Genomic DNA, 19,198 nt, shown 5'->3' with positions numbered 1-19,198 from the left:
CGCCCGAGTTGAGCCACGTGCGCGGCTTCTCGTAGCCGACGAACTGCGCGGCCCACATCTGGTGCTGACCAACGCCGGCGCAGTAGATGGCATCCGGTCCGGCGAGCTTGCCGACGGTCTGGATCACGTACTCCGGGCTCAGCTGACCGTCGGTGGGACGGTCGTAGCTCAGCGGGTACGTACGACGGATGTCGTTCAGGTACGCCCACCACTCGGTGAGGTCGAACGTGGTGCCCGTGGCCATGTCGGCACGGATCGCCTCGATGAGTTCGGTGATGACCTCTTTGCAGTCGCCCACGATCGGGACGTCGGCGTAGCGGTTCTTGCCGATCTCGGCCGGGTCGATGTCGGCATGGATGACCTTGGCGTCGGGCGCGAAGGAATTCAGCTGACCGGTGACGCGGTCGTCGAAACGCGCGCCGAGGGTGATCAGTAGATCGCTACGCTGCAGAGCGGCGACCGCGGCGACGGTGCCGTGCATTCCGGGCATACCGCAGTTGAGGTCGTGACTGTCCGGGAACGCGCCGCGGGCCATCAGCGTGGTGACGACGGGGATACCGGTCAGCTCGGCCAATTCGAGCAGCTCCGGCGAGGAGTCCGACTTGATGACGCCGCCACCGACGTACAGAACCGGCGACTTGGCGTCGGCGGGTCGAGGCCTTCCGCGACGACGAGGCCGGGGCCGCGCATGTGCAGTCCGCGCACTTCAAGGCCGCGCAGCAGACGCTGCCTCCCCATCTGGCCGAGACGCCGCGCATCGTGAATGCGAACGTCCCCCAGGACGACTGGTCGCTCCTCGGGGAGATGGCCGTGCCGGGAGAGGATTAACTCGCTGCCCCGGACCGGCCGCCCGCATGAGCGGTAAGTCGTAGCGGACCGGCTCTTGCCCCGGAGGGCGGGCACCCGTACGCTCACGGCCGTACCGACTGGACGGTATGCAGCCGGAGGAGAGGCGCCGCAGATGAGCACGATCAACCGCCAGATACGCCTGGCCGCACGTCCCGTGGGAGAACCGCGCCCCACCGACTGGAAGCACGTCGAGGAGCCGGCGGGGCAGCCGGGCGACGGGGAGTTCCTGGTGCAGGTGCTCTGTCTGTCGATCGACCCGGCGATGCGCGGCTGGATGAACGCGGGCAGGTCCTACATCCGCCCGGTGGAGATCGACGAGGTGATGCGCGCCGGTGCGGTGGGGAGGGTGGTCGCCTCCCGGCACTCCGGGTTCGCGGTCGGCGACCATGTGTCCGGCACGTTCGGCGTACAGGAGTACTGCGTGTCGGACGGACGCGGCGTGACCAAGGTCGACCCCGCCGCCGCTCCGCTGCCGACCTACCTCGGCACACTCGGCATGTCGGGTCTGACGGCCTACTTCGGGCTGATCGAGGTCGGGCGTCCCGAGCCGGGGCAGACCGTCGTGGTCTCCGGAGCGGCCGGGGCCGTCGGCAGCGTCGTCGGGCAGATCGCCAAGATCCTCGGCTGCCGGGTCATCGGCATCGCCGGTGGCGAGGCCAAGTGCCGGATGGTGGTGGACGAGTTCGGGTTCGACGCCGCGATCGACTACCAGAGCGAGGACGTCCGCAAGGCCCTGCGCGAGCACGCCCCCGACGGTGTCGACGTGTACTTCGACAACGTCGGCGGCGACGTTCTGGACGCCGTGCTGCTGCGGCTGGCGCGCGGCGCCCGCGTCGTGGTCTGCGGCGCGATCTCCCAGTACAACAGCACCAAGCCGCAAGGCCCCGCCAACTACCTCTCGCTGCTGGTCAACCGCGCCTCCATGACGGGCATCGTGGTGTTCGACTACGCCGACCGGTACGCGGAGGGCATCGCACAGATGGCCACCTGGCGCGCGGAGGGACGGCTGAAGTCCCTGGAGGACGTGGTGTCCGGCTCGGTCGCGGAATTCCCCGAGACCTTGATGCGCCTGTTCCGTGGTGACAACCACGGCAAGCTCGTGCTGAAGATCGCGGACTGACCGGGCCGGGGAGGGAGAGATCCGATGAAGGCACTGACCTACCACGGCCGTCACGACATCCGCTACGGGGACGTCCCCGACCCGGCCGTCACCAGCCCGTCCGACGCGGTGGTGCGGGTGACCGCGGCCGGCATCTGCGGCAGCGACCTGCACATCTACGGCGGCAACGCGTTCAGCCCGGAACTGGGCTACACACCGGGACACGAGTGCGTCGGCGTGGTCGTCGACACCGGCAGCCAGGTCACCCGCTTCAAGCCCGGCGACCGGGTTCTGGTGCCCGCCTCCGTCGGCTGTGCTCAATGCGGACAGTGTGCGGCCGGGTTCACCGCCCGCTGCGAACGCGCCACGTCGAGCACGGAGCTCTGCTACGGAGTCGGTCCGAAGCTCCCGGGCAGCCAGGCGCAGGCCCTGGCCGTGCCCTGCGCCGACGTCAATCTGGTGCACCTTTCCGAGGACATCTCCGACGAGGCGGCCGTCGTCCTCACCGACAACGCCCCCACCGCCTGGTACGGCTGCCGCCGTGCCCGCATCCAGCCCGGTGAGACCGTCCTGGTCATCGGCCTCGGCCCGGTCGGCCTCATGGCGGCTCAGTCCGCCTTCGCGATGGGCGCCGCCCGGGTATTGGGCGTGGACCTGGTCGCGGAGCGCCGCGCCTTCGCCGCGGGCCTGGGCGTCGAGCCGGTCGAGGGTGACGACGTGCGGTCGGCCATCCGGGAGATGACATCCGGCCGCGGGCCGGACGCCGTGGTGGAGGCGGTGGGCTCCGACGCCACCATCCAACTCGCCCTCAAGGCCGTTCGGCAGGCAGGCCGGGTCAGTGTGATCGGGGTCAGCCAGAACAAGGCGTTCCCGTTCCACATGTACCTGGCGCAGATCAAGGAACTGGAGTTCGCCATCGGGCTGTGCTCGGTGCACTACGAACTCCCTCCTCTGCTCGCCCTCACCCGGGCCGGACGGCTCCAGCCCGAGGTCGTGGTCTCCCACCGCTTCGCCCTCTCGGAAGGCCCGGCGGCGTACGAACTGTTCGCGGGCCGCTCCGGCGGCGTCCGCAAGATCGTGCTCGATCCGACCGGCTGAAACCACTCACGCCTTTCACTCGCTGAGCGTTCGGCCGGTCTCCTAGGGTGAGTCCCTCGGAGACTGGAGGCCGTCATGTCACAGCGCCACGAAGCCGCCCGACCGACCCGTCCACGGTTGACGCCGCTCCCCGAAGCACAGAGGGACCCGAGGACCCGGGAACTGCTGGCCATCGCTCCCCACGACCCCGGGGACGGGATCCCGAACATCTTCACCACGCTCGTACGCCATCCCGATCTCTACGAGCAGTTCATGCCGTTCGGCGGCCAGTTGCTCGTCAGCGGCCGACTGCCGGGAGACGTGCGTGAGTTACTGATCCTGCGTACCGCGTGGAACACCGGCTCGCGGTACGAGTGGGGGCGGCACCTCCCCCTGGCCAGGGCCGAGGGCGTCGCGGACGCGGACATCGACCGCATCGGCGAAGGGCCGGAGGCTGCTGGCTGGACGGACCTCCAGAGGCACTTGATCCGCGCGGCGGACGAGCTGAACCGCGACGCCACGATGTCCGACACCACCTGGGCCGGTCTGGCCGGGCACTTCGACGAGACCGAACTGATCGAGATCGTCATGCTGGTGGGGCAGTACCACATGGTGGCCTTCTTCCTGAACGCCACGGGTGTGGAACTGGACCCCGGTTTCGACGGCACCGGCTTCGCGGAGGGGCAGGTGGGGAGCCAATGACGTGACCGCGTAGGTTCGCCGGGTCGGACAGGATGCGAGCACCGCCTGATCGACGGCCGGGTCACTGGTCAAGGGAGCCAACAAGGAATGTCAGTCCTTCCGGGCTGCTCAACCGCGCAACACGACGACCGGTTTCCTTTGACCAGGTGGCCGAGTCGTGTCCGTGTTCCTGTGCGCGTACGACGACGCTGTCCAGATCCTCGACGGCGACCGCGAGTTCCCACCGCGGAACGGATGCACTGGGACCACATGGAGCGATGAAATCGGCACAGTCCGGAGGAGTCCCCGTCGTCTTGCCGTAGAAGTGCAGGGCTTTCTCAGGCTGGTCACACGTCAGGACCATGCGGTGCGGGGCACCCCCCAAGGGGGACGGGAACTGCCAGCCGGTGAAGTTGCGCGGCTGCCACAGGGAGAAGGCGGCACCCACCGGATCGATCAGTGTCGCCATACGCCCCTGGTCGCCCGCGTCGAAGGGAGGTACGACAAGACGAGCGCCGTTCACCGTCGCCGCTTCGGCGCGGCGATCGACGTTGTCGACTGCCAGGTAATAGGCGATGTGGGCGGGTGTTCCCGGTGGGTAGACCGGGTTCGCAAGGTCGCTCACGCTGCCGATGAGGTGGCCGTCGATGGCTATCTTGGTGGCCTTTCGCCAGTCCTTCTCGTCCACCGCGAAGCACCAGCCCAGCGTCTTTCGGAAAAAAGTTGCGGTGCCGGCTAAGTCACGGGTTTTTAAATCCATCCAGCAGAACTCGTTCAATGAACCCAGACGGGTCGTCATCCTGTGCTCCTTGTCGTCTCGATGCTGGGTACCGAGTGCTCAGACGACTCCGCAAGAGATTTTTCGGCTGCGCTGCGCAGCAGGGCCGGCGCCAAACCCGTTCCGAGCGCACCGATGCGAGCCATGACCAAACGCATCGCGGCCGAGACGACGCTGCGGCCCGTCGCCCGTCTGACCGCCGTCGGCCACTCCGTGGCCGAACTGCGCCACATCATCGACCAGTACGCCGACGTGCGGGACGTCCTTGGCCCTGCGCGGTGATCCGCCCGGCTATCCGAACGCGCCCTGGGTCCCGGAAGCCTCGGGCTCGGCGTGGCGGCCTTCCCTGAACGTCATCCGCGCTCACCGGAATGGGAGAGCGGCATCCGGCACTCCGTCGGCAAGTGCCGGGCGGCGCCGACTATGCGATCACCCTGATGTTCTTCGACGTCGAGGCCTGTCTGCGTCTGCGCGACAGAGTGGCTGCCGCGGGCTGACGGCGGCCTCCCTCACTCCGTGTCGTCGTCGACCGGGATGCCGAGGATGGAGAGGAAAGCGGTGGCCGCGGGTGTGCGGTTGTCGCGGCTCCAGATGATGTGCTCGACGCGGGTCGGCGCGTCGGTGACCTCGATGGTGGTGACCCCGGTGAGCTGAGCCACGTAGGCGGAGGGGAGCATGGCGACGCCGAGACCCTGCCCGACCAGTCGCGCCAGGAAGTCGGCGTTGGTTACCTCGAAGGCGACGTCGCGGTGGATGCCGGCGGCTGAGAAGGCCAGGTCGGACTGGACACGTCCGGCTGTCCTGGCCGGCAGGTCCACGAACACCTCGGAGGACAGCCTGCGCAGATCGACCGACGGCTCCTGGGCCAGGGGATGGTCCGGCCCGACCACGGCGACGAGCCGGTCATGGGCCAGTTCACGGGAGTTGACGCCTTCGGGACGCACCGTGGGCGGCAGTCCGAGGAAGGCCACCTCGATGCCTCCCCTCCTGACCTGCTCGACAAGTCCGTCGCTCGCGCCCACGCTCAGGCTGATGCGCACGTTCGGGTACCGCTGGTTGAAGTCACGCAGGGCGCCCGGGATGTCAACTGCGGCGACGGACGGGATGAGGCCCACGGCCAGCCGTCCACGTACCTCGCCGATTGCCGCGGCGACCTCGTTGGCCGCGCGCTCGGCGGCTTCCAGACACTGCCGGGCTGCGGGAAGGAACGCCGCACCAGCCGGTGTCAGTCGTACCCGGCGGCTGGTGCGCTCGAAGAGTCTCGCGCCAAGTTCCTTCTCGAGGCGGGCGACTTGGTGACTCAGAGCGGACTGGACGACGAGACAGCGTTCGGCGGCCCGGGTGAAGCTGTTCGTCTCGGCGACGGCAACGACGTAGCGCATCTGCTGAAGCTCCATACATCCATCGTGTAACACGATAGATGAGGTGACAATCATGTGTTGGACTCATGGATGGCTCCGGGCTGAGACTGTGCGTGTGCCAAGTCCAGCTGGACAGAGGGTTTTCTGAAGGGCCCCTGCGGTGTTCCCCAGGGAATTGTGCCGTGCGCCGTTCTAGCGGTGCTCCCTTCCGGCCTTGATCAAGCTGGCGGCGCCCAGACTCCAATCGAGAGGGCGAGCCCGTCATGAGCATTGCTCCGCCGAAGCATCACGCCGGCATGGACCCCGTCGGCTCGGAGGTCGGCCTCCCCGTCATCCATGTTCCGAGCCCCGACGGCGAGCCCATCGCGTTCTTCGGCCCGGTGATCAGCCACCCGCGCGGCGCGCGAACAGCGACCTCCTTCATCGAGGAATCAGTTCCACATGAATGCATTTGAACTGCCTGGCGTCGGCGATGTCGATGACAGATATTCCAGTATGGGAGGCGGCGCGACATGAAGTGTGGGCGGCAACTCCTCACCGCCGGTGTGACGGCACTGGCGCCGGCGGTCTGGGGAAGCACCTATCTGGTCACGACCGAGTGGCTGCCACCGGACCGTCCCCTGCTGGCCACCACCGTACGGGCGCTTCCCGGGGGGCTGTTTCTGCTGGCTTTCGCCCGCACGCTGCCGACTGGGATGTGGCTGTGGCGCACCCTGGTGCTCGGGACCCTGAACATCGGCGCATTCAATTTCCTGCTTTTCTTCGCGGCCTATCGGCTTCCCGGTGGCATCGCGGCGATGATCATGTCGGCGCAGCCGATGTTCGTACTCGTCCTGGCGGCGTTGTTCATCGGCGACAGAATCCGGCTGCCGCATGTGATGGCGTGTGTCCTCGGCGCGGTCGGTGTCGCGTTGCTCGTGTTCAAGGGAACGGCGGAACTCGACTACGTCGGTGTGGGGGCGGCGCTGGGCGGTGCCACCTGCATGGCCACCGGCATCACGCTGACCAAGCGGTGGGGGCGACCGGACGGAGTGGGGCTGCTTCCCTTCACCGGCTGGCAACTCACCGCGGGCGGACTGGTCTTGCTGCCCTTTACGCTGGCCGTCGAAGGACTGCCCTCAAGTGTCACCGGAACCAACATCCTCGGGTTCGCCTATCTCGTCTCCCTCGGCGCAGTCATCAGCTACGTGATCTGGTTCCGCGGGATAGAGAGGTTGCCGGCCCTGGCGGCCTCCTTCCTGGTCCTGGGCAGCCCGATCGTGGCGACTCTCCTCGGATACGTGTTTCTCCGCGAGACGTTGTCGATTCTGCAGCTGATCGGCGTCGTTTCGATTCTCACGGCGATGCTGCTCGCGCAACCCCGGCCCGTCCGGCCGCGGCAGCCCGGCGCCCATGAACCTCTTCACCATGACAAGACCGGCGGGACCCGAACCGAGTCGGTGCATTGACCCGGTGAAGGGAACTGGAAACTTCCGCAAGCCTCATCACCTGAATTCATCGGAGCGAAGAAGTGGCCACGCAGCAGGAAATGATCGTTCAGGAAGAACGCCCGCCCTCGGCATTACGGGCATGGCTCGGTGTTGCTGCCATCACGGCGAGTCTGTTCGTCTTCCTCACCACTGAGCTGATGCCCGTCGGCCTGCTCACACCGCTGAGCGACAGTCTGGACATCTCCGTGGGTGTCGCCGGGCTGATGGTCACGGCGCAGGGTGTCGCGGCGGGGTTGGGCGTACCCTTCATCGTGGCCTGGACCAGGCGCGTCAATCGGCGCCTGCTGCTGTCCACGCTGCTGGCGGTCCTGGCTCTGGGCAACCTCGTCACCGCCATCTCGCCGAGCTACGCGCTGATCCTGACTACGCGGCTCCTCATGGGATTCGCCAGCGGTGTCTTCTGGGCGATCGGCGTAAGCATGGCCATCCGCATCGTGCCGGAGCGGCAGGCGAGCAGGGCGGCCGCGGTCGTGATGTCCGGCATCTCGATCGCCACCGTGGTGGGCATCCCGCTGGGCACCGTCATCGAGAGCGTCACCGACTGGCGCACCACGTTCGTCATCTGGGCCGGCCTCAGCGTGCTGGTGTTCCTCGCCGTCACTGCCACCATCCCGTCGCTTCCGTCGGAGAACGCGGTTTCGGTCCGGGAAGTCTTCGGGCTCCCGTTCAAGAACGTGCAGCTTCGGACGATTCTGTTCATCATCGTCTTCTTCGTGCTCGGCCATTTCGGGGCGTACACCTTCGTGCGGCCCTTCCTGGAAGACAGTGCATCGGCCACAGCCGCCTTCATCACCGTCGTGCTGATCCTCTTCGGTATCGGAGGTGCCGTCGGAAACTTCGTCGCCGGATACACGGTGAGCAAGAGTCCGAGGGGCACCTTCGTCGTCGGCGGCGTGGGACTCATCGCGGCCCTGCTGTCGCTGCTCACGATCGGCGGCGGGAAGGCGGGCGCGGTCGTCGCGCTGATCCTCTGGGGGATCTCCTTCGGCGCCGTGCAGTTGAGCCAGGTCAACATGACCCTCGCTGCGGCGCCCGAGACCTTCGAAGCGGCGATGTCGCTCAACACCATGGCCTACAACACGTCCATCGCGGTCGGAGCGCTTCTGGGCGGACTGCTCGCCGACCATATCGGTGTCACCAGTGTCGTGTGGTTCGGTGTGGCGCTGACCGGGGCTTCACTGCTCCTCAGGCTTGCCACCGGCCGCAAGGCCGCCAGTGCCGTCTCCGGCTCCGCATGATCGCGTAAAGCGCCATGACGGGCCGCAGCGAAGGTGCTGGTCTTGACCGCCCAACCGCCCCAGCCGCCAACCCGGTGAACCACCGCCCCAGCCGCCAACCCGGTGAACCTTCCCGGTCACAGCACTAGTCGCGTCGCTGGGAGCCGTCGCCGGCCGGCCTGCGGCCCCAGGCCGAGATCATCGGCGAGGTGGCCAGGTCCAGGCGTCCCGCCTCCACTGCGGCGAGATGCCCGTCGATCTCCTCGTCCGTGGCGAGGCCCGCGGCGACGAGCCGGTCCCGGACCTGCCGGACGGTGGCCGCCTCCAGGACATCGCAGGCGGGCGAGGTGACCGGGAAGTAGGCGTCGGCCTCGACGTCCACGAGGCCCGCCTCGCGCAGCAACCTCGGCAGTCTGCGCCCGTAGGAGAGATCTGCGCCGCGCTGCCGCAGCAGTTCCCGGAAGCCGGTACGGAGCCGGTTGGCCCGCCGCTGCTCGGAACCGTGCTCGTCGGGGCAGATCAGCGGCTGCAGCGCGGGGTCGGCGTCCTCGACCAGCAGGACTCCACCGGGTCGCAGTGCCTGCACCATGGAGCGCAGCGCGGCGTCGCGCTCGGTGACGTGGACCAGCACGAGACGGGCGTGCACCAGGTCGAAGGGGCCGGGCGGAGGGGCGTCGCGGCCGACGTCGTGCCGGAGTACTTCGACCCCCTCGGTGGCGTCCGTCCCGGTCCAGGACACGTCGATGTCGGTGGCGAGCACCCGCCCGGCCGGTCCGACGCGCTCGCGCAGCCACGCAGCGACACTCGGCCCGCCGGCCCCGACCTCCCAGCACCGCCAGCCCTCGGCGATCCCGGCCGTCTCGACGTGCCGGAACGTCGAGGCGTCGAAGAGGGCCGCCAGCGCGTCGAAGCGCGTGCCGGCCTCGGCCTGCCGGTTGTCCAGGAGGTACCCCTCGTCCTGACCCATGCGGCGATCATGCCACGGGCGCGGTGGGGCGGTTCAGCGCGGTGTGCGGGGCGGCAGCCGGTGCAGTTCCACGTCCGTGAGCCGCCCGTCAGCGACCGTGGCGGTCATGTACGTGCAGTGGGGCTGACGGCGGCGGTCCGTCGGGGAGCCCGGGTTCAGCAGGCGCAGGCCGGTGGGGGCCGTGGAGTCCCAGGGGATGTGGCTGTGGCCGAAGACCAGCACGTCCAGATCGGGGAAGCGGGCGGCGCACCGCTGCTCCCGCCCCTGCTTGGACCCCGTCTCGTGGATCACGCCGAAGCGCACCCCGCCCAGCTCCGCGTACGCCACCTCCGGCAGCCGGGCGCGCAGATCCGGCCCGTCGTTGTTGCCGTACACCCCGACGAGCCTGCGACAGCGGGCCTCCAGCAGATCGAGGGTGTCCGTGTCGACCCAGTCGCCGGCGTGGAACACGACATCGGCGTGGTGGATCTCGGCGAGCAGGGGGTCGGGAAGGACCTTGGCGCGCCTGGGCAGGTGGGTGTCGGACATCAGGAGCAGTCGCACATCCTCACCCTAGAGGGTGCCGTTCACCATCCACTTATACGGATGAATCGGCATCCGGGTTGAAGGGGCGGTGAAGATCCCTCCATCCTTCCTCCATGTCTCTCCTCTCCCCTGCCTTCGATGAGCCCGGCCTGCGCGACTACGCCCACGACTGGGCGGTGCTCGACGTGGAGACGTCGGGGCTCGTCGCCCGTCGAGACCGGGTGCTGTCGGTGGCCGTGGTGGTGCTGGGGCCGGACGGGGAGCAGACGGAGGAGTTCTCGACGCTCCTCGACCCCGGATGCGATCCCGGGCCGGTGCATGTCCACGGGCTCACGGCCGAGAGACTGCGCGGTGCGCCGGTCTTCGACCAGGTCGCGTCGCGGATCGCCGAGATGCTGCGGGACCGGGTGCTCGTCGCGCACAACGCGCAGTTCGACTACGACTTCCTCGCCCACGAGTTCGCCCGGGCCGGCACCGCGCTGCCGGTGGCCCGGCGCCTGTGCACCCTCGCTCTGAACCGCCGGGTCGATCCCCCGACCGAGGATCTCCGACTGGGCACGCTCGCCGCCCACTACGGCGTCCCCCAGGTCAGGGCACACGACGCGCTCGACGACACCCGGGTGCTGGTGGGTGTGCTGCGTGCCTCGCTCCGGGAGGCGGCGCGCCTCGAACTGCCGTTGCCGTTCGTGTCCTGCCCGCCCCGCCAGGACTCCCGGTTCGCTCCCCGGACGCCCAAGACGCCGTGCTCCTACCGCAATCCGGGGCGGCCGGAGCCGGGCGGGCCACTGGTGCAGGGCATGAAGGTCGCGATCACCGGTGAGACGCTGACGCCGCGCGCGGAGCTGGAGCGGCAGGCCGTCGAGGCCGGGCTGAACCTCATGGCGTCCGTCAGCCGGCACACCAGCGCACTGGTCACCAACGACGCCTCGTCCGGCTCCGGCAAGGCACGTCGCGCGCTGGCCGAGGGGGTGCCCGTGCTCGACGAGTCCACGTTCGTGAGGCTGCTGGGGGACGTACGGCCGGGGACACCGCACGAGCGGACACGAAGCCCGGAAGTCACGATCCCCTCGCCCGCGACGCCCCCCGCACCGGCCCGTACCCCGCAGCCGGTCCTGGAGCCCACGCCGCCCGCCGCCGTCCTCCCCGGGCCGGCGTCATCGGCACCGTCCACGTCACCGCGTCCGGCACACCCGGCCGACCGGGACCGTCCCCTCTGCGGGCGGCGCGTCCTGGTACTCGGTGGCACGCACCCCGACGCCGTCGCGGCGCGCGGCCGGATCGTCGAGCTCGGCGGGGCAGCGGCGATCAACCTCTCCTCCAGCGTCACCGACGTCGTACTCCTGGAGGGCGGCGAACAGGACCGCCGGATGAAGCGGATCACCGCCCTCGCCTTCCCCACACACGAGGCGGCGTGGCTCGCCGCCCCCGTCATCACCCCGCTCCCCCGGCAGGGCGGCGGGCCGATGGCGCCGCGGGTCCTCCCGCGCGGCGGTGTCATCGACCTGCCGCAGCCGGGCGGATCCGCCGCCGCGGTCCCCTGGACCGTCACCGCCAGCTGGGCGCAGCAGACGTCGTGCGAGATCGACGTGGTCGCCTTCGTCGTCGACGAGGACGAACAGGTCTGCTTCGACGAGGACTTCGTCTTCTACGGCGCGCCGGAGAACCCGGGCGGGACTGTGCGGCTGCACAGTGACGGGCCGACCGAGCAGACGATCGGCGTCGATCTCGCCGCGCTGCCGCCCTCGGCCTGCAAGGTCGTGGTCGCCGCCGCCATCGACGGCTCGCCCGCGTTCGGTGACGTCGGCGCGATCCACATCAGCTCCGGACCGGGCCCCAGCGCCGCACCCCTGGTCCAGGCCACCCTGGACGCCGCGACCACCGAGCGCACCCTGCTGCTCGCCGAGCTCTACCGTCGCGGCCCGCTGTGGCGCCTGCGCACCGTGGGGCAGGGGTACGACCAAGGGCTGGATGCCCTCGCCCGGAGCTATGGTGTGGATGTCTCGGACTGACTACACCTTGACCGCGAACAGACAGACAGCGCAGCTCAGTTGCCGTCGGCGGAGATGATCACGGCGAGGTCTCGAAAGGTGAGGCGACCTCGCCGAGCGGGTTAGCATCGGGCAACACGCAGTACAAAAGGACGTCTACGGCAAGCGACCCGAAGGGGCCCGGAAACCCGATGCCGGTCAAGGTCAGCGTCATCGTCCCCGTGTACAACCCGGGGATCTACATCGAGGACTGCATCTCCTCGCTGCAGCGGCAGTCGCTGCCTCCCGACGAGCTCGAGGTGATCTTCGTCGACGACGGCTCGACCGACGAGACCCCGGCCCGGCTCGACGCGCTCGCCGCCGAGGACCCCCGGATGAAGGTCATCCACCAGGAGAACTCCGGCTGGTCGGGCAAGCCCCGCAACGTCGGCATCGAGGCGTCCCGGGGCGAGTTCGTGATGTTCGTCGACAACGACGACTATCTCGGCGACGAGGCCCTGGAGCGGATGTACGACTACGGCGTGGCCAACGGCGCCGATGTCGTCGTGGGCAAGATGGCCGGCAAGAACCGTGGGGTGCCGGTGGAGCTGTTCCGCCGCAACCGCCCGCGCGCCACCGTCGAGAACGCCCCGCTCATCGACAGCCTCACCCCGCACAAGATGCTCCGCCGGGCCTTCCTGGACCGCATCGGCCTGCGCTTTCCCGAGGGCAGGCGGCGACTGGAGGACCACGTCTTCATCGCCGAGGCGTATCTGCGCGCGGAGAACGTCTCGGTGCTCAGCGACTACGTCTGCTACTACCACATCCGTCGGGACGACGGCTCCAACGCCGGCTTCGAACGCTTCGACCCCGTCGGCTACTTCAACAACCTGCGCGAGGCCCTCGACGTCGTCGAGCGGTACACGGAACCCGGCCCGGTGCGCGACCGGCTGTTCCGGCGCTGGCTGCGCGTGGAGATGGTAGAGCGGCTGCGGTCCCGGCGCCTGCTGAACCTGCCGGACGACTACCGCAGGGAGCTGTTCGGGGAGATCCACGAGGTCGTGGTCGAGCGCTTCGGGCCCGGTGTCGCCGCCGGACTGCAGCCGACGCAGCAGGTCATCGCCGCGCTGACCGCCGCCGACCGCTACGACGACGTGGTGGCCTTCGCGGAGTGGGAGGCGGGCGTCGCCCCCGCCGCGGCCCCCGGGGACATCGAGTGGCGCGACGGCTCGCTCCGTATCGGCTTCACGGCCGAGTACCTGTCCGGCGGCGAGCCGATGCTGTTCCCCGCCGACGCCGGGGCCGCCCCGCTCACCGACGTGCCGAAGGACGTCACCGAGGCGGTGCGGTGGGTGGCCTCGGAGACCGCCGCGCGGTTCGGGCAGGCCACGGCCGATCTGCTGCTGCGGGAGCGCTCCAGCGCCGCGCAGTACTTCCAGCCGGTGGAGTTCACGCGGGAGACGGTGCCGGTCGGCGACGGCGAGGAGGTCCGGCTGGTGCTGCGGGCGACCGCCACCGTCGACCCGGACGACCTGCCCCGCGACGGCGCCTGGGACGCGCTCGTCCGGGTGAAGTCGGGCGGCTGGACCAAGGAGTGCCGGCTGGGCCCGGCGCCGCGCGAGGACCGGCCCACGCCCCACGCGGGAGTCGTCGGCGACCGCCCGGTGCTGCCGTACTGGACCGAACCGCACGGCAACCTCTCCCTGGAGCTCGGCGCGCGCGGCAAGCGGCTCGGGCTGGGCCGCGTGCAGTTGGGGGACGTCACCGTCTCCGACGGGCGGATCCGTGTCGTGCTCCCGGTGTACGTCACGGGTGACAGGGAGGTGCGGCTGAGGTTCGTCTCCTCCAGCCGGATCCTGGAGACACCCGGCACCCTCTCCCCCGACGCGGATCGGCCGGGTTCGCTGCTGGCGGCGGACCTGCCCGCCGAGGGCCTCTCGGGCGACGTGTGGCGGGTGGCCGTGTGCCTGAACCCCCGCGCCGAGGGGGCTCGCTTCACCGGCCTGCCGTTCGCGCTGCGGGCCGGGGGCGGGAGCGTGCTGGTGACGCCGGCGCCGGGGCCCGGTGTCGCGCTGCGGCTGGCCCGGCGGGCGCGCCGCGTGCTCGGTGCCGCGCGCCGGAAGGTGAATTCCCGTATCAAGGCCGGAGGACGGTGACGGCATGCGACCCCTGGGGATAGAGGGCGCGTGGGTCCTGGAACCCAAGATCTTCCCGGACGACCGGGGCAGCTTCCACGAGTGGTACCGCGGTGCCGAGTTCCGCGAGGCGACGGGGCACGGCCTGTCCCTGGCGCAGGCCAACTGCTCGGTCTCGCGGCGGGGCGTGCTGCGGGGCGTGCACTTTGCCGACGTGCCGCCCGGCCAGGCCAAGTACGTCACGTGTGTACGCGGTGCCGTCCTGGACGTGGTGATCGACATCCGCGTGGGCTCCCCCACCTACGGCGCGTGGGAGGCCGTACGGCTCGACGACGACACGCGGCACGCGGTGTTCCTCGCGGAAGGCCTCGGCCACGCCTTCATGGCCCTCACGGATGACGCGACGGTGGTCTACCTGTGCTCGGAGGGCTACGCCCCGGGCCGCGAACACGGCATCCACCCCCTCGACCCGGCCCTGGGGATCGAGTGGCCCGAGGGCATCACCCCGCTCCTCTCCCCCAAGGACGAGCAGGCCCCGACCCTGGCCGAGGCGGAGCGGCGGGGGCTGCTGCCGTCGTACGAGGCCTGCCTGGCCTACTACGAGGAACTGCGGGGCGGGCAGGGGACGTAGCCCTCGGCCGACCCTGGGACACACCGCAGGCCCGGACGCGTGCAGCGTCCGGGCCTGTGTCGCGTGCAGCGCCAGTGTTTCCCGCGTCCGGGCCTGTGGCCTGCAGGCCGGGCCGGATTTTCCCGCGTCCGCGCCTGTGTCACGTCGGGCCGGGAAGGTGTCGGCGCCGGCCGCCCCCGGCGGTGGCCGGCGCCGTCGTTCAGCGGCTGACGCCGACCTGCTGCAGGGCCTTGCGCAGGGGCTCCCAGCCGACGGAGCGGGGCAGGCCGCGGTTGCGGGCCTGGGTGAGGGGCCGCCAGAAGCCCGCTTCCAGGAGGGTTTCGGGGCGGACCGCGCCGGCCCGTTCCAGGATCGCCTCGGGGACCTTCTGCGGGTCGGGGATCTTGTACTCGGCCATGATCTCGTCGTACTTGTCGTGCAGGACCCGGTTGTTCGGGTCGGCGCCGAAGACGACGAGCTGGCCGGTGGGTGCGGTGTCCACCTGGACCGTGACCAGGTCGGGACGGTAGCGCGCCAGGACCTCGGTGATCTTGTAGACGTCGCCGGTCCAGGCGTTGGTGTGCCGGTCCCTGGCCGCCTCGTCGATGCTGCGCGGCAGCATGTCGTCGAGGACGATCACACTGCCCCAGTCCGAGTACTTCTCGACGTTCATGAAGTCGCGCAGCGCGAACTCGAAGAGGTGCATGCCGTCGATGAACGACAGGTCCAGCGTCGTGCGCCGCCAGTAGCCGATCGGGCTGCGGCCGCGGCGCAGGTTGCGCAGCGGGTGACGGCCGCCCTTGAGGTGCTGGAGCGGATTCTCACGCGCGAAGAAGTCGTCGCTGGTGGCCTTCACCAGGTGGACGTCGCACCGCAGCTCCGAGACCACCTTGAAGGCGGGGTCGATCGCGATGCTGGGGACGCGGGACAGCGTCAGGCTGCGCCCGTCGTTGACGCCGATCTCCAGGTAGTTGCGATTGGCGCTGACCTTGTGCAGTTCCCGGAGGAACTCATGGCGTTTCACGAGGAAGACCTTCCTTGCGGATGCGGGGCAGTGCTTCGTGCAGGGCGGAGCGCCAGTCGCGGGGCGGCGGCAGGCCGATGTCCTGCCACCGCCGGTGCGCGAGGGCGCTGTACGCCGGGCGGGGCGCCGGCCGGGGGAAGGCCGCGCTGCTGGTGGGGCGCACCCGGTCCGGGTCGGCGCCGATGAGGGAGAACACCTCGCGGGCGAGGTCGTACCAGGTGGCCTCGCCGGAGCTGGTCGCGTGGAAGATCCCGTGCGCGCCGGGGCCGAGCCGGGGGCCGAGGTCCGCGATCCGCTCGGCGACGTCAGCGCTCCAGGTGGGCTGCCCGCGCTGGTCGTCGACGACGTCGAGGGTGTCCCGGCGGGCCTCCAGTCCGATCATGGTCCGTACGAAGTTGCCGCCGTGGACGCCGTACAGCCACGCCGTGCGCACGATCGCGCTCGCACCGGGGAGCTCCTCCAGTACGGCCCGTTCCCCGGCCAGCTTGGTCCGGCCGTACGCGGTGCGCGGGCCGGTCGGGTGATCCTCCGGGTAGGGGGTGGTGCGGGCCTCGCCGGAGAAGACGTAGTCCGTGGAGACGTGGATCAGGCGGGCGCCGTGCGCGGCGCAGGAGCGGGCCAGCAGGCGCGGGCCGTCGCCGTTGATCGCCAGGGCGCGGGCCTCGTCGGTCTCGGCGTCGTCGACGGCCGTGTAGGCGGCGCAGTTCACGACGAGGTCGGGACGGTGCTGCCGTACGGCGGCGTCGACGGCCGAGGGGTCCGTGACGTCCAGGGCGGCGCGGTCGAGGCCGACGACGCTCTCGCCGCGGCTCGTCAGCTCCTCGACGACGTCACGGCCGAGCATCCCGCCCGCACCGGTGATCAGCCACGTCATGCCCGCTCCTGGGCGACGCGCTGCTTCAGGGGCTCCCACCAGGCGCGGTTGTCGCGGTACCAGGCGACGGTCTCGGCGAGGCCGGTGGTGAAGTCGTGGCGGGGGCGGTAGCCGAGTTCGTCGCGGGCCTTGGAGCAGTCGACGGAGTAGCGCAGGTCGTGGCCCTTGCGGTCCTCGACGTACTCCACCCGGTCCCAGTCCGCCCCACACGCGTCCAGGAGGAGGCCGGTGAGTTCCTTGTTGGTGAGTTCGGTGCCGCCGCCGATGTTGTAGACCTCACCGGGCCGGCCCTTGGTGCGGGCGAGGTCGACGCCCTGGCAGTGGTCGTCGACGTGCAGCCAGTCGCGGACGTTGCGGCCCTCGCCGTACAGCGGCACCTTGTGGCCGTCGAGGAGGTTGGTGACGAACAGCGGGATGACCTTCTCGGGGAACTGGTGCGGGCCGTAGTTGTTGGAGCAGCGCGTGACGCGCACGTCCAGGCCGTGGGTGCGGTGGTAGGCCAGCGCGAGCAGGTCGGATGAGGCCTTGGAGGCCGAGTACGGCGAGTTCGGCTGGAGCGGGTGGTCCTCCGGCCAGGAGCCGGTCTCGATGGAGCCGTAGACCTCGTCGGTGGAGACGTGCACGAAGGGGCCCACGCCGTGGCGCAGGGCGGCGTCCAGCAGGGTCTGGGTGCCGAGGACGTTGGTGCGGACGAAGTCGGCGGCGCCGCTGATGGATCGGTCGACATGGGACTCGGCGGCGAAGTGCACGACCTGGTCCGCGTCGGCCATCAGCTTGTCTACGAGTTCGGCGTCGCAGATGTCGCCCTGCGCGAACTCCAGCCGCGGGTGGGTCAGTTCGAGGTTGTCGAGGGTGCCGGCGTAGGTGAGCTTGTCCAGCACGGTGATGCGCGGCGCGTCGGGCGCGTCCGAGGCGAGCAGGGCGCGGACGTAGCGGGAGCCGATGAAGCCGGCGGCGCCGGTGACGAGGAGGTTCATGAAGTGATCTGCACCTTGCTGTGGTCTCCGAGGACGAGGCGGTGGGCGCTGGGGACGCTGGGGGCGGGGGTCACCTCGACGTGCCGGCCGATCAGCGAGGCCTCGATCCGGCCGACGCCCTGGATCGAGGAGTCCCGCAGCACGATGGAGAACTCCAGCTCGCTGTCGGTGATGCGGCAGTTCTCGGCGACGGAGGTGAAGGGGCCGATGTAGGAGTTGCTGACGACGGTGCCCGAGCCGATGACGACCGGCCCGACGACACGGGAGCCCACGATCCGCGCGCCCTCCTCCAGGACGACGCGCCCGATGGTCTCCGAGGCGTCGTCCACCTCGCCGTCGATGCGGCGCTCCATCGCTTCGAGGACCGTGCGGTTCACCTCGAGCATGTCGCCGACGTTGCCGGTGTCCTTCCAGTAGCCCTTGACGACCGTGGAGCGCACGTCGGCGCGGGTGTCGATCAGGCGCTGGATGGCGTGGGTGATCTCCAGCTCGCCGCGCCAGGAGGGTTCGATGGCGCGGACCGCCTCGTGGATGAGGGGCGTGAACATGTAGACGCCGACCAGCGCGAGGTCGCTCTTGGGCTGGTCGGGCTTCTCCTCCAAGCCGATGACCTGGCCGGACGGGTCGAGTTCGGCGACTCCGAAGGCGCGCGGGTCGGCGACGCGGGTGAGCAGGATCTGGGCATCGGGCCGGTTGTCGCGGAACTCGTCGACGAGGCCGGTGATGCCGCCGACGATGAAGTTGTCGCCGAGGTACATCACGAAGTCGTCGTCACCGAGGTAGTCCCGGGCGATCAGCACCGCATGGGCCAGCCCGAGGGGCCGCTCCTGGGGGATGTAGGTGACGTCGAGGCCGAACTTCGACCCGTCCCCTACCGCCTCCTCGATCTCCGCGGCCGTCTCCCCGACGATCATGCCCACTTCGGTGATGCCGGCCTCGGCGATCGACTCCAACCCATAGAACAGCACGGGCTTGTTGGCCACGGGCACGAGTTGCTTGGCCGACGTGTGCGTGATCGGCCTCAGTCTTGTTCCTGCGCCGCCGGACAGCACGAGAGCCTTCATTCGGTTCACCTTAGTCGTGAACCGGCGGATGTGAACATCACTTCTTTTGGTTGCCGACGCGCGGAGTTGCTCGGATGGTCACCGCGCGGTCGTGCGGAGGGGTATCAGGGGGTATCAGTCCTCACCCCGGACGATGTTCCACTCCGGCCCGGAGCGCATCGTCCCGGGGGTGCCCCGGTCCCCGACGGCGGGGAGGCAGGTCCGCAGCGCGGCCTTTCCGCGCAGGCGGCGGGCCTTCGACCAGCCGGTCTCGTAGTGACGGACGACGGGCTTCTCACTGGTGTCCATGGACTCCACGACTCATCATCTTCCTTCTGATTCCACTGCTGTTCGAGTGCCCGGCGAAAAACCGAACAAACCCGGCGCGGAACACCTGCGCGGTCGCGCCGAACTCCTCTTCCCCCACGTGGCGTTCGATTTTGCCATCTCAGCTGGGCCTCGCCATCGCCTTCACGAAGGCCCGTTCCACGTCGGCCGCCGACAGCACGCCGTAGATCTCGCCC

The 19,198-nt window shown here is 69.8% G+C and carries 18 protein-coding genes and 4 pseudogenes; 12 read left to right on the top strand and 10 right to left on the bottom strand.

The features are described from left to right. A pseudogene (locus ABT116_RS27275) lies at positions 1–646 on the bottom strand (acetolactate synthase large subunit family protein); the annotation flags it as partial. Between ABT116_RS27275 and ABT116_RS27270 the strand changes: the two are divergent. The 4 genes and pseudogenes from ABT116_RS27270 to ABT116_RS27255 all read left to right on the top strand — a co-directional run. Then, positions 646–828, top strand: a pseudogene (locus ABT116_RS27270) (putative quinol monooxygenase); the annotation flags it as partial. The pseudogenes ABT116_RS27275 and ABT116_RS27270 sit on opposite strands and share 1 nt — an antisense overlap. 133 nt (positions 829–961) lie before the next feature. Beyond that, positions 962–1,969, top strand: a complete 1,008-nt coding sequence (locus tag ABT116_RS27265) for an NADP-dependent oxidoreductase (RefSeq protein WP_351639004.1) — start codon at positions 962–964, stop codon at positions 1,967–1,969. A gap of 24 nt (positions 1,970–1,993) precedes the next feature. After that, complete coding sequence (locus ABT116_RS27260; protein WP_351639000.1) at positions 1,994–3,046, top strand: alcohol dehydrogenase catalytic domain-containing protein; 1,053 nt, start codon at positions 1,994–1,996, stop codon at positions 3,044–3,046. Positions 3,047–3,121: 75 nt separating this feature from the next. Further along, a complete protein-coding gene (locus tag ABT116_RS27255) occupies positions 3,122–3,727 on the top strand; it encodes a carboxymuconolactone decarboxylase family protein (RefSeq protein WP_351638995.1) in 606 nt (201 codons plus the stop codon). Between the two features lie 61 nt (positions 3,728–3,788). On the opposite strand, the gene ABT116_RS27250 is transcribed toward ABT116_RS27255, so the two are convergent. Then, entirely contained in the window at positions 3,789–4,505 is a 717-nt protein-coding gene (locus ABT116_RS27250) for a VOC family protein (protein ID WP_351638989.1), read from the bottom strand. Between the two features lie 123 nt (positions 4,506–4,628). Here ABT116_RS27250 and ABT116_RS27245 point away from each other — a divergent pair. Beyond that, a pseudogene (locus ABT116_RS27245) lies at positions 4,629–4,978 on the top strand (methylenetetrahydrofolate reductase); the annotation flags it as partial. Between the two features lie 15 nt (positions 4,979–4,993). Here the strand turns inward: ABT116_RS27245 and ABT116_RS27240 are convergent. Next, positions 4,994–5,881 carry a LysR family transcriptional regulator gene (locus tag ABT116_RS27240; protein ID WP_351638985.1) on the bottom strand — a complete coding sequence of 296 codons (888 nt, stop codon included), beginning with the start codon at positions 5,879–5,881 and terminating at the stop codon, positions 4,994–4,996. A 248-nt stretch (positions 5,882–6,129) separates the two neighbouring features. Between ABT116_RS27240 and ABT116_RS27235 the strand changes: the two are divergent. The 3 genes and pseudogenes from ABT116_RS27235 to ABT116_RS27225 form a co-directional block, all read left to right on the top strand. Beyond that, positions 6,130–6,258 (top strand): annotated as a pseudogene (locus tag ABT116_RS27235) (mycothiol-dependent nitroreductase Rv2466c family protein); the annotation flags it as partial. Positions 6,259–6,357: 99 nt separating this feature from the next. Continuing rightward, positions 6,358–7,293 (top strand): EamA family transporter, encoded by a 936-nt coding sequence (locus ABT116_RS27230; protein WP_351638979.1) that lies wholly within the window; start codon positions 6,358–6,360, stop codon positions 7,291–7,293. A gap of 80 nt (positions 7,294–7,373) precedes the next feature. Then, positions 7,374–8,573, top strand: coding sequence for an MFS transporter (locus ABT116_RS27225; RefSeq protein WP_351638976.1), 1,200 nt, complete (start codon positions 7,374–7,376; stop codon positions 8,571–8,573). 124 nt (positions 8,574–8,697) lie between these two features. On the opposite strand, the gene ABT116_RS27220 is transcribed toward ABT116_RS27225, so the two are convergent. Continuing rightward, entirely contained in the window at positions 8,698–9,519 is an 822-nt protein-coding gene (locus tag ABT116_RS27220) for a class I SAM-dependent methyltransferase (RefSeq protein ID WP_351638973.1), read from the bottom strand. Positions 9,520–9,552: 33 nt separating this feature from the next. After that, complete coding sequence (locus ABT116_RS27215) at positions 9,553–10,062, bottom strand: metallophosphoesterase family protein (RefSeq protein ID WP_351638971.1); 510 nt, start codon at positions 10,060–10,062, stop codon at positions 9,553–9,555. 95 nt (positions 10,063–10,157) lie between these two features. Here ABT116_RS27215 and ABT116_RS27210 point away from each other — a divergent pair, with 95 nt between their 5' ends. The 3 genes from ABT116_RS27210 to rfbC all read left to right on the top strand — a co-directional run bounded on the left by ABT116_RS27210 (position 10,158) and on the right by rfbC (position 14,777). Further along, the gene (locus tag ABT116_RS27210) at positions 10,158–12,053 is read left to right on the top strand and encodes a TerD family protein (RefSeq protein ID WP_351638968.1); all 1,896 of its coding nucleotides are present in this window, start codon (positions 10,158–10,160) and stop codon (positions 12,051–12,053) included. Positions 12,054–12,223: 170 nt separating this feature from the next. Further along, complete coding sequence (locus ABT116_RS27205; RefSeq protein WP_351638966.1) at positions 12,224–14,167, top strand: glycosyltransferase family 2 protein; 1,944 nt, start codon at positions 12,224–12,226, stop codon at positions 14,165–14,167. A 4-nt stretch (positions 14,168–14,171) separates the two neighbouring features. After that, positions 14,172–14,777: a dTDP-4-dehydrorhamnose 3,5-epimerase gene (gene rfbC, locus ABT116_RS27200; RefSeq protein WP_351638963.1), complete on the top strand. Its 606-nt coding sequence runs from the start codon at positions 14,172–14,174 to the stop codon at positions 14,775–14,777. Between the two features lie 199 nt (positions 14,778–14,976). Here rfbC and ABT116_RS27195 read toward each other — a convergent pair whose 3' ends face one another. The 5 genes from ABT116_RS27195 to ABT116_RS27175 form a co-directional block, all read right to left on the bottom strand. Next, positions 14,977–15,780, bottom strand: a complete 804-nt coding sequence (locus tag ABT116_RS27195) for a class I SAM-dependent methyltransferase (protein ID WP_351638960.1) — start codon at positions 15,778–15,780, stop codon at positions 14,977–14,979. Further along, positions 15,767–16,654, bottom strand: coding sequence for a dTDP-4-dehydrorhamnose reductase (rfbD, locus tag ABT116_RS27190; protein WP_351638958.1), 888 nt, complete (start codon positions 16,652–16,654; stop codon positions 15,767–15,769). The genes ABT116_RS27195 and rfbD overlap by 14 nt, the downstream gene beginning before the upstream one ends. Further along, positions 16,651–17,631: a dTDP-glucose 4,6-dehydratase gene (rfbB, locus tag ABT116_RS27185; protein WP_351638956.1), complete on the bottom strand. Its 981-nt coding sequence runs from the start codon at positions 17,629–17,631 to the stop codon at positions 16,651–16,653. The genes rfbD and rfbB overlap by 4 nt, the downstream gene beginning before the upstream one ends. Next, the gene (locus ABT116_RS27180; protein WP_351638953.1) at positions 17,628–18,695 is read right to left on the bottom strand and encodes a glucose-1-phosphate thymidylyltransferase; all 1,068 of its coding nucleotides are present in this window, start codon (positions 18,693–18,695) and stop codon (positions 17,628–17,630) included. Before ABT116_RS27180 ends, rfbB begins: the two co-directional genes overlap by 4 nt. Before the next feature lie 114 nt (positions 18,696–18,809). Beyond that, positions 18,810–18,983, bottom strand: a complete 174-nt coding sequence (locus ABT116_RS27175; protein ID WP_351638951.1) for a hypothetical protein — start codon at positions 18,981–18,983, stop codon at positions 18,810–18,812. On the opposite strand from ABT116_RS27175, the gene ABT116_RS27170 reads away from it, so the two are divergent. Then, positions 18,982–19,198, top strand: a 217-nt coding sequence (locus ABT116_RS27170; RefSeq protein WP_351638949.1) for a hypothetical protein, incomplete at its 3' end; no start/stop codon positions are given. The two genes, ABT116_RS27175 and ABT116_RS27170, sit on opposite strands and share 2 nt — an antisense overlap.

The organism is Streptomyces sp. NPDC002130 (assembly GCF_040296465.1).
Lineage (GTDB): Bacteria > Actinomycetota > Actinomycetes > Streptomycetales > Streptomycetaceae > Streptomyces.
This window is presented reverse-complemented; position numbering and strand designations above follow the sequence as displayed.

Excerpts from the sequence above, each read along its gene's own strand:
- rfbD (WP_351638958.1), bottom strand. The coding sequence starts at position 16,654 with ATGACGTGGCTGATCACCGGTGCGGGCGGGATGCTCGGCCGTGACGTC.
- ABT116_RS27210 (WP_351638968.1), top strand. The coding sequence starts at position 10,158 with ATGTCTCTCCTCTCCCCTGCCTTCGATGAGCCCGGCCTGCGCGACTAC.
- ABT116_RS27225 (WP_351638976.1), top strand. The coding sequence starts at position 7,374 with ATGATCGTTCAGGAAGAACGCCCGCCCTCGGCATTACGGGCATGGCTC.
- ABT116_RS27265 (WP_351639004.1), top strand. The coding sequence starts at position 962 with ATGAGCACGATCAACCGCCAGATACGCCTGGCCGCACGTCCCGTGGGA.
- ABT116_RS27255 (WP_351638995.1), top strand. The coding sequence starts at position 3,122 with ATGTCACAGCGCCACGAAGCCGCCCGACCGACCCGTCCACGGTTGACG.
- ABT116_RS27240 (WP_351638985.1), bottom strand. The coding sequence starts at position 5,881 with ATGGAGCTTCAGCAGATGCGCTACGTCGTTGCCGTCGCCGAGACGAAC.
- ABT116_RS27230 (WP_351638979.1), top strand. The coding sequence starts at position 6,358 with ATGAAGTGTGGGCGGCAACTCCTCACCGCCGGTGTGACGGCACTGGCG.
- ABT116_RS27175 (WP_351638951.1), bottom strand. The coding sequence starts at position 18,983 with ATGGACACCAGTGAGAAGCCCGTCGTCCGTCACTACGAGACCGGCTGG.
- ABT116_RS27220 (WP_351638973.1), bottom strand. The coding sequence starts at position 9,519 with ATGGGTCAGGACGAGGGGTACCTCCTGGACAACCGGCAGGCCGAGGCC.
- ABT116_RS27260 (WP_351639000.1), top strand. The coding sequence starts at position 1,994 with ATGAAGGCACTGACCTACCACGGCCGTCACGACATCCGCTACGGGGAC.
- ABT116_RS27180 (WP_351638953.1), bottom strand. The coding sequence starts at position 18,695 with ATGAAGGCTCTCGTGCTGTCCGGCGGCGCAGGAACAAGACTGAGGCCG.
- rfbC (WP_351638963.1), top strand. The coding sequence starts at position 14,172 with ATGCGACCCCTGGGGATAGAGGGCGCGTGGGTCCTGGAACCCAAGATC.
- ABT116_RS27205 (WP_351638966.1), top strand. The coding sequence starts at position 12,224 with ATGCCGGTCAAGGTCAGCGTCATCGTCCCCGTGTACAACCCGGGGATC.
- ABT116_RS27250 (WP_351638989.1), bottom strand. The coding sequence starts at position 4,505 with ATGACGACCCGTCTGGGTTCATTGAACGAGTTCTGCTGGATGGATTTA.
- rfbB (WP_351638956.1), bottom strand. The coding sequence starts at position 17,631 with ATGAACCTCCTCGTCACCGGCGCCGCCGGCTTCATCGGCTCCCGCTAC.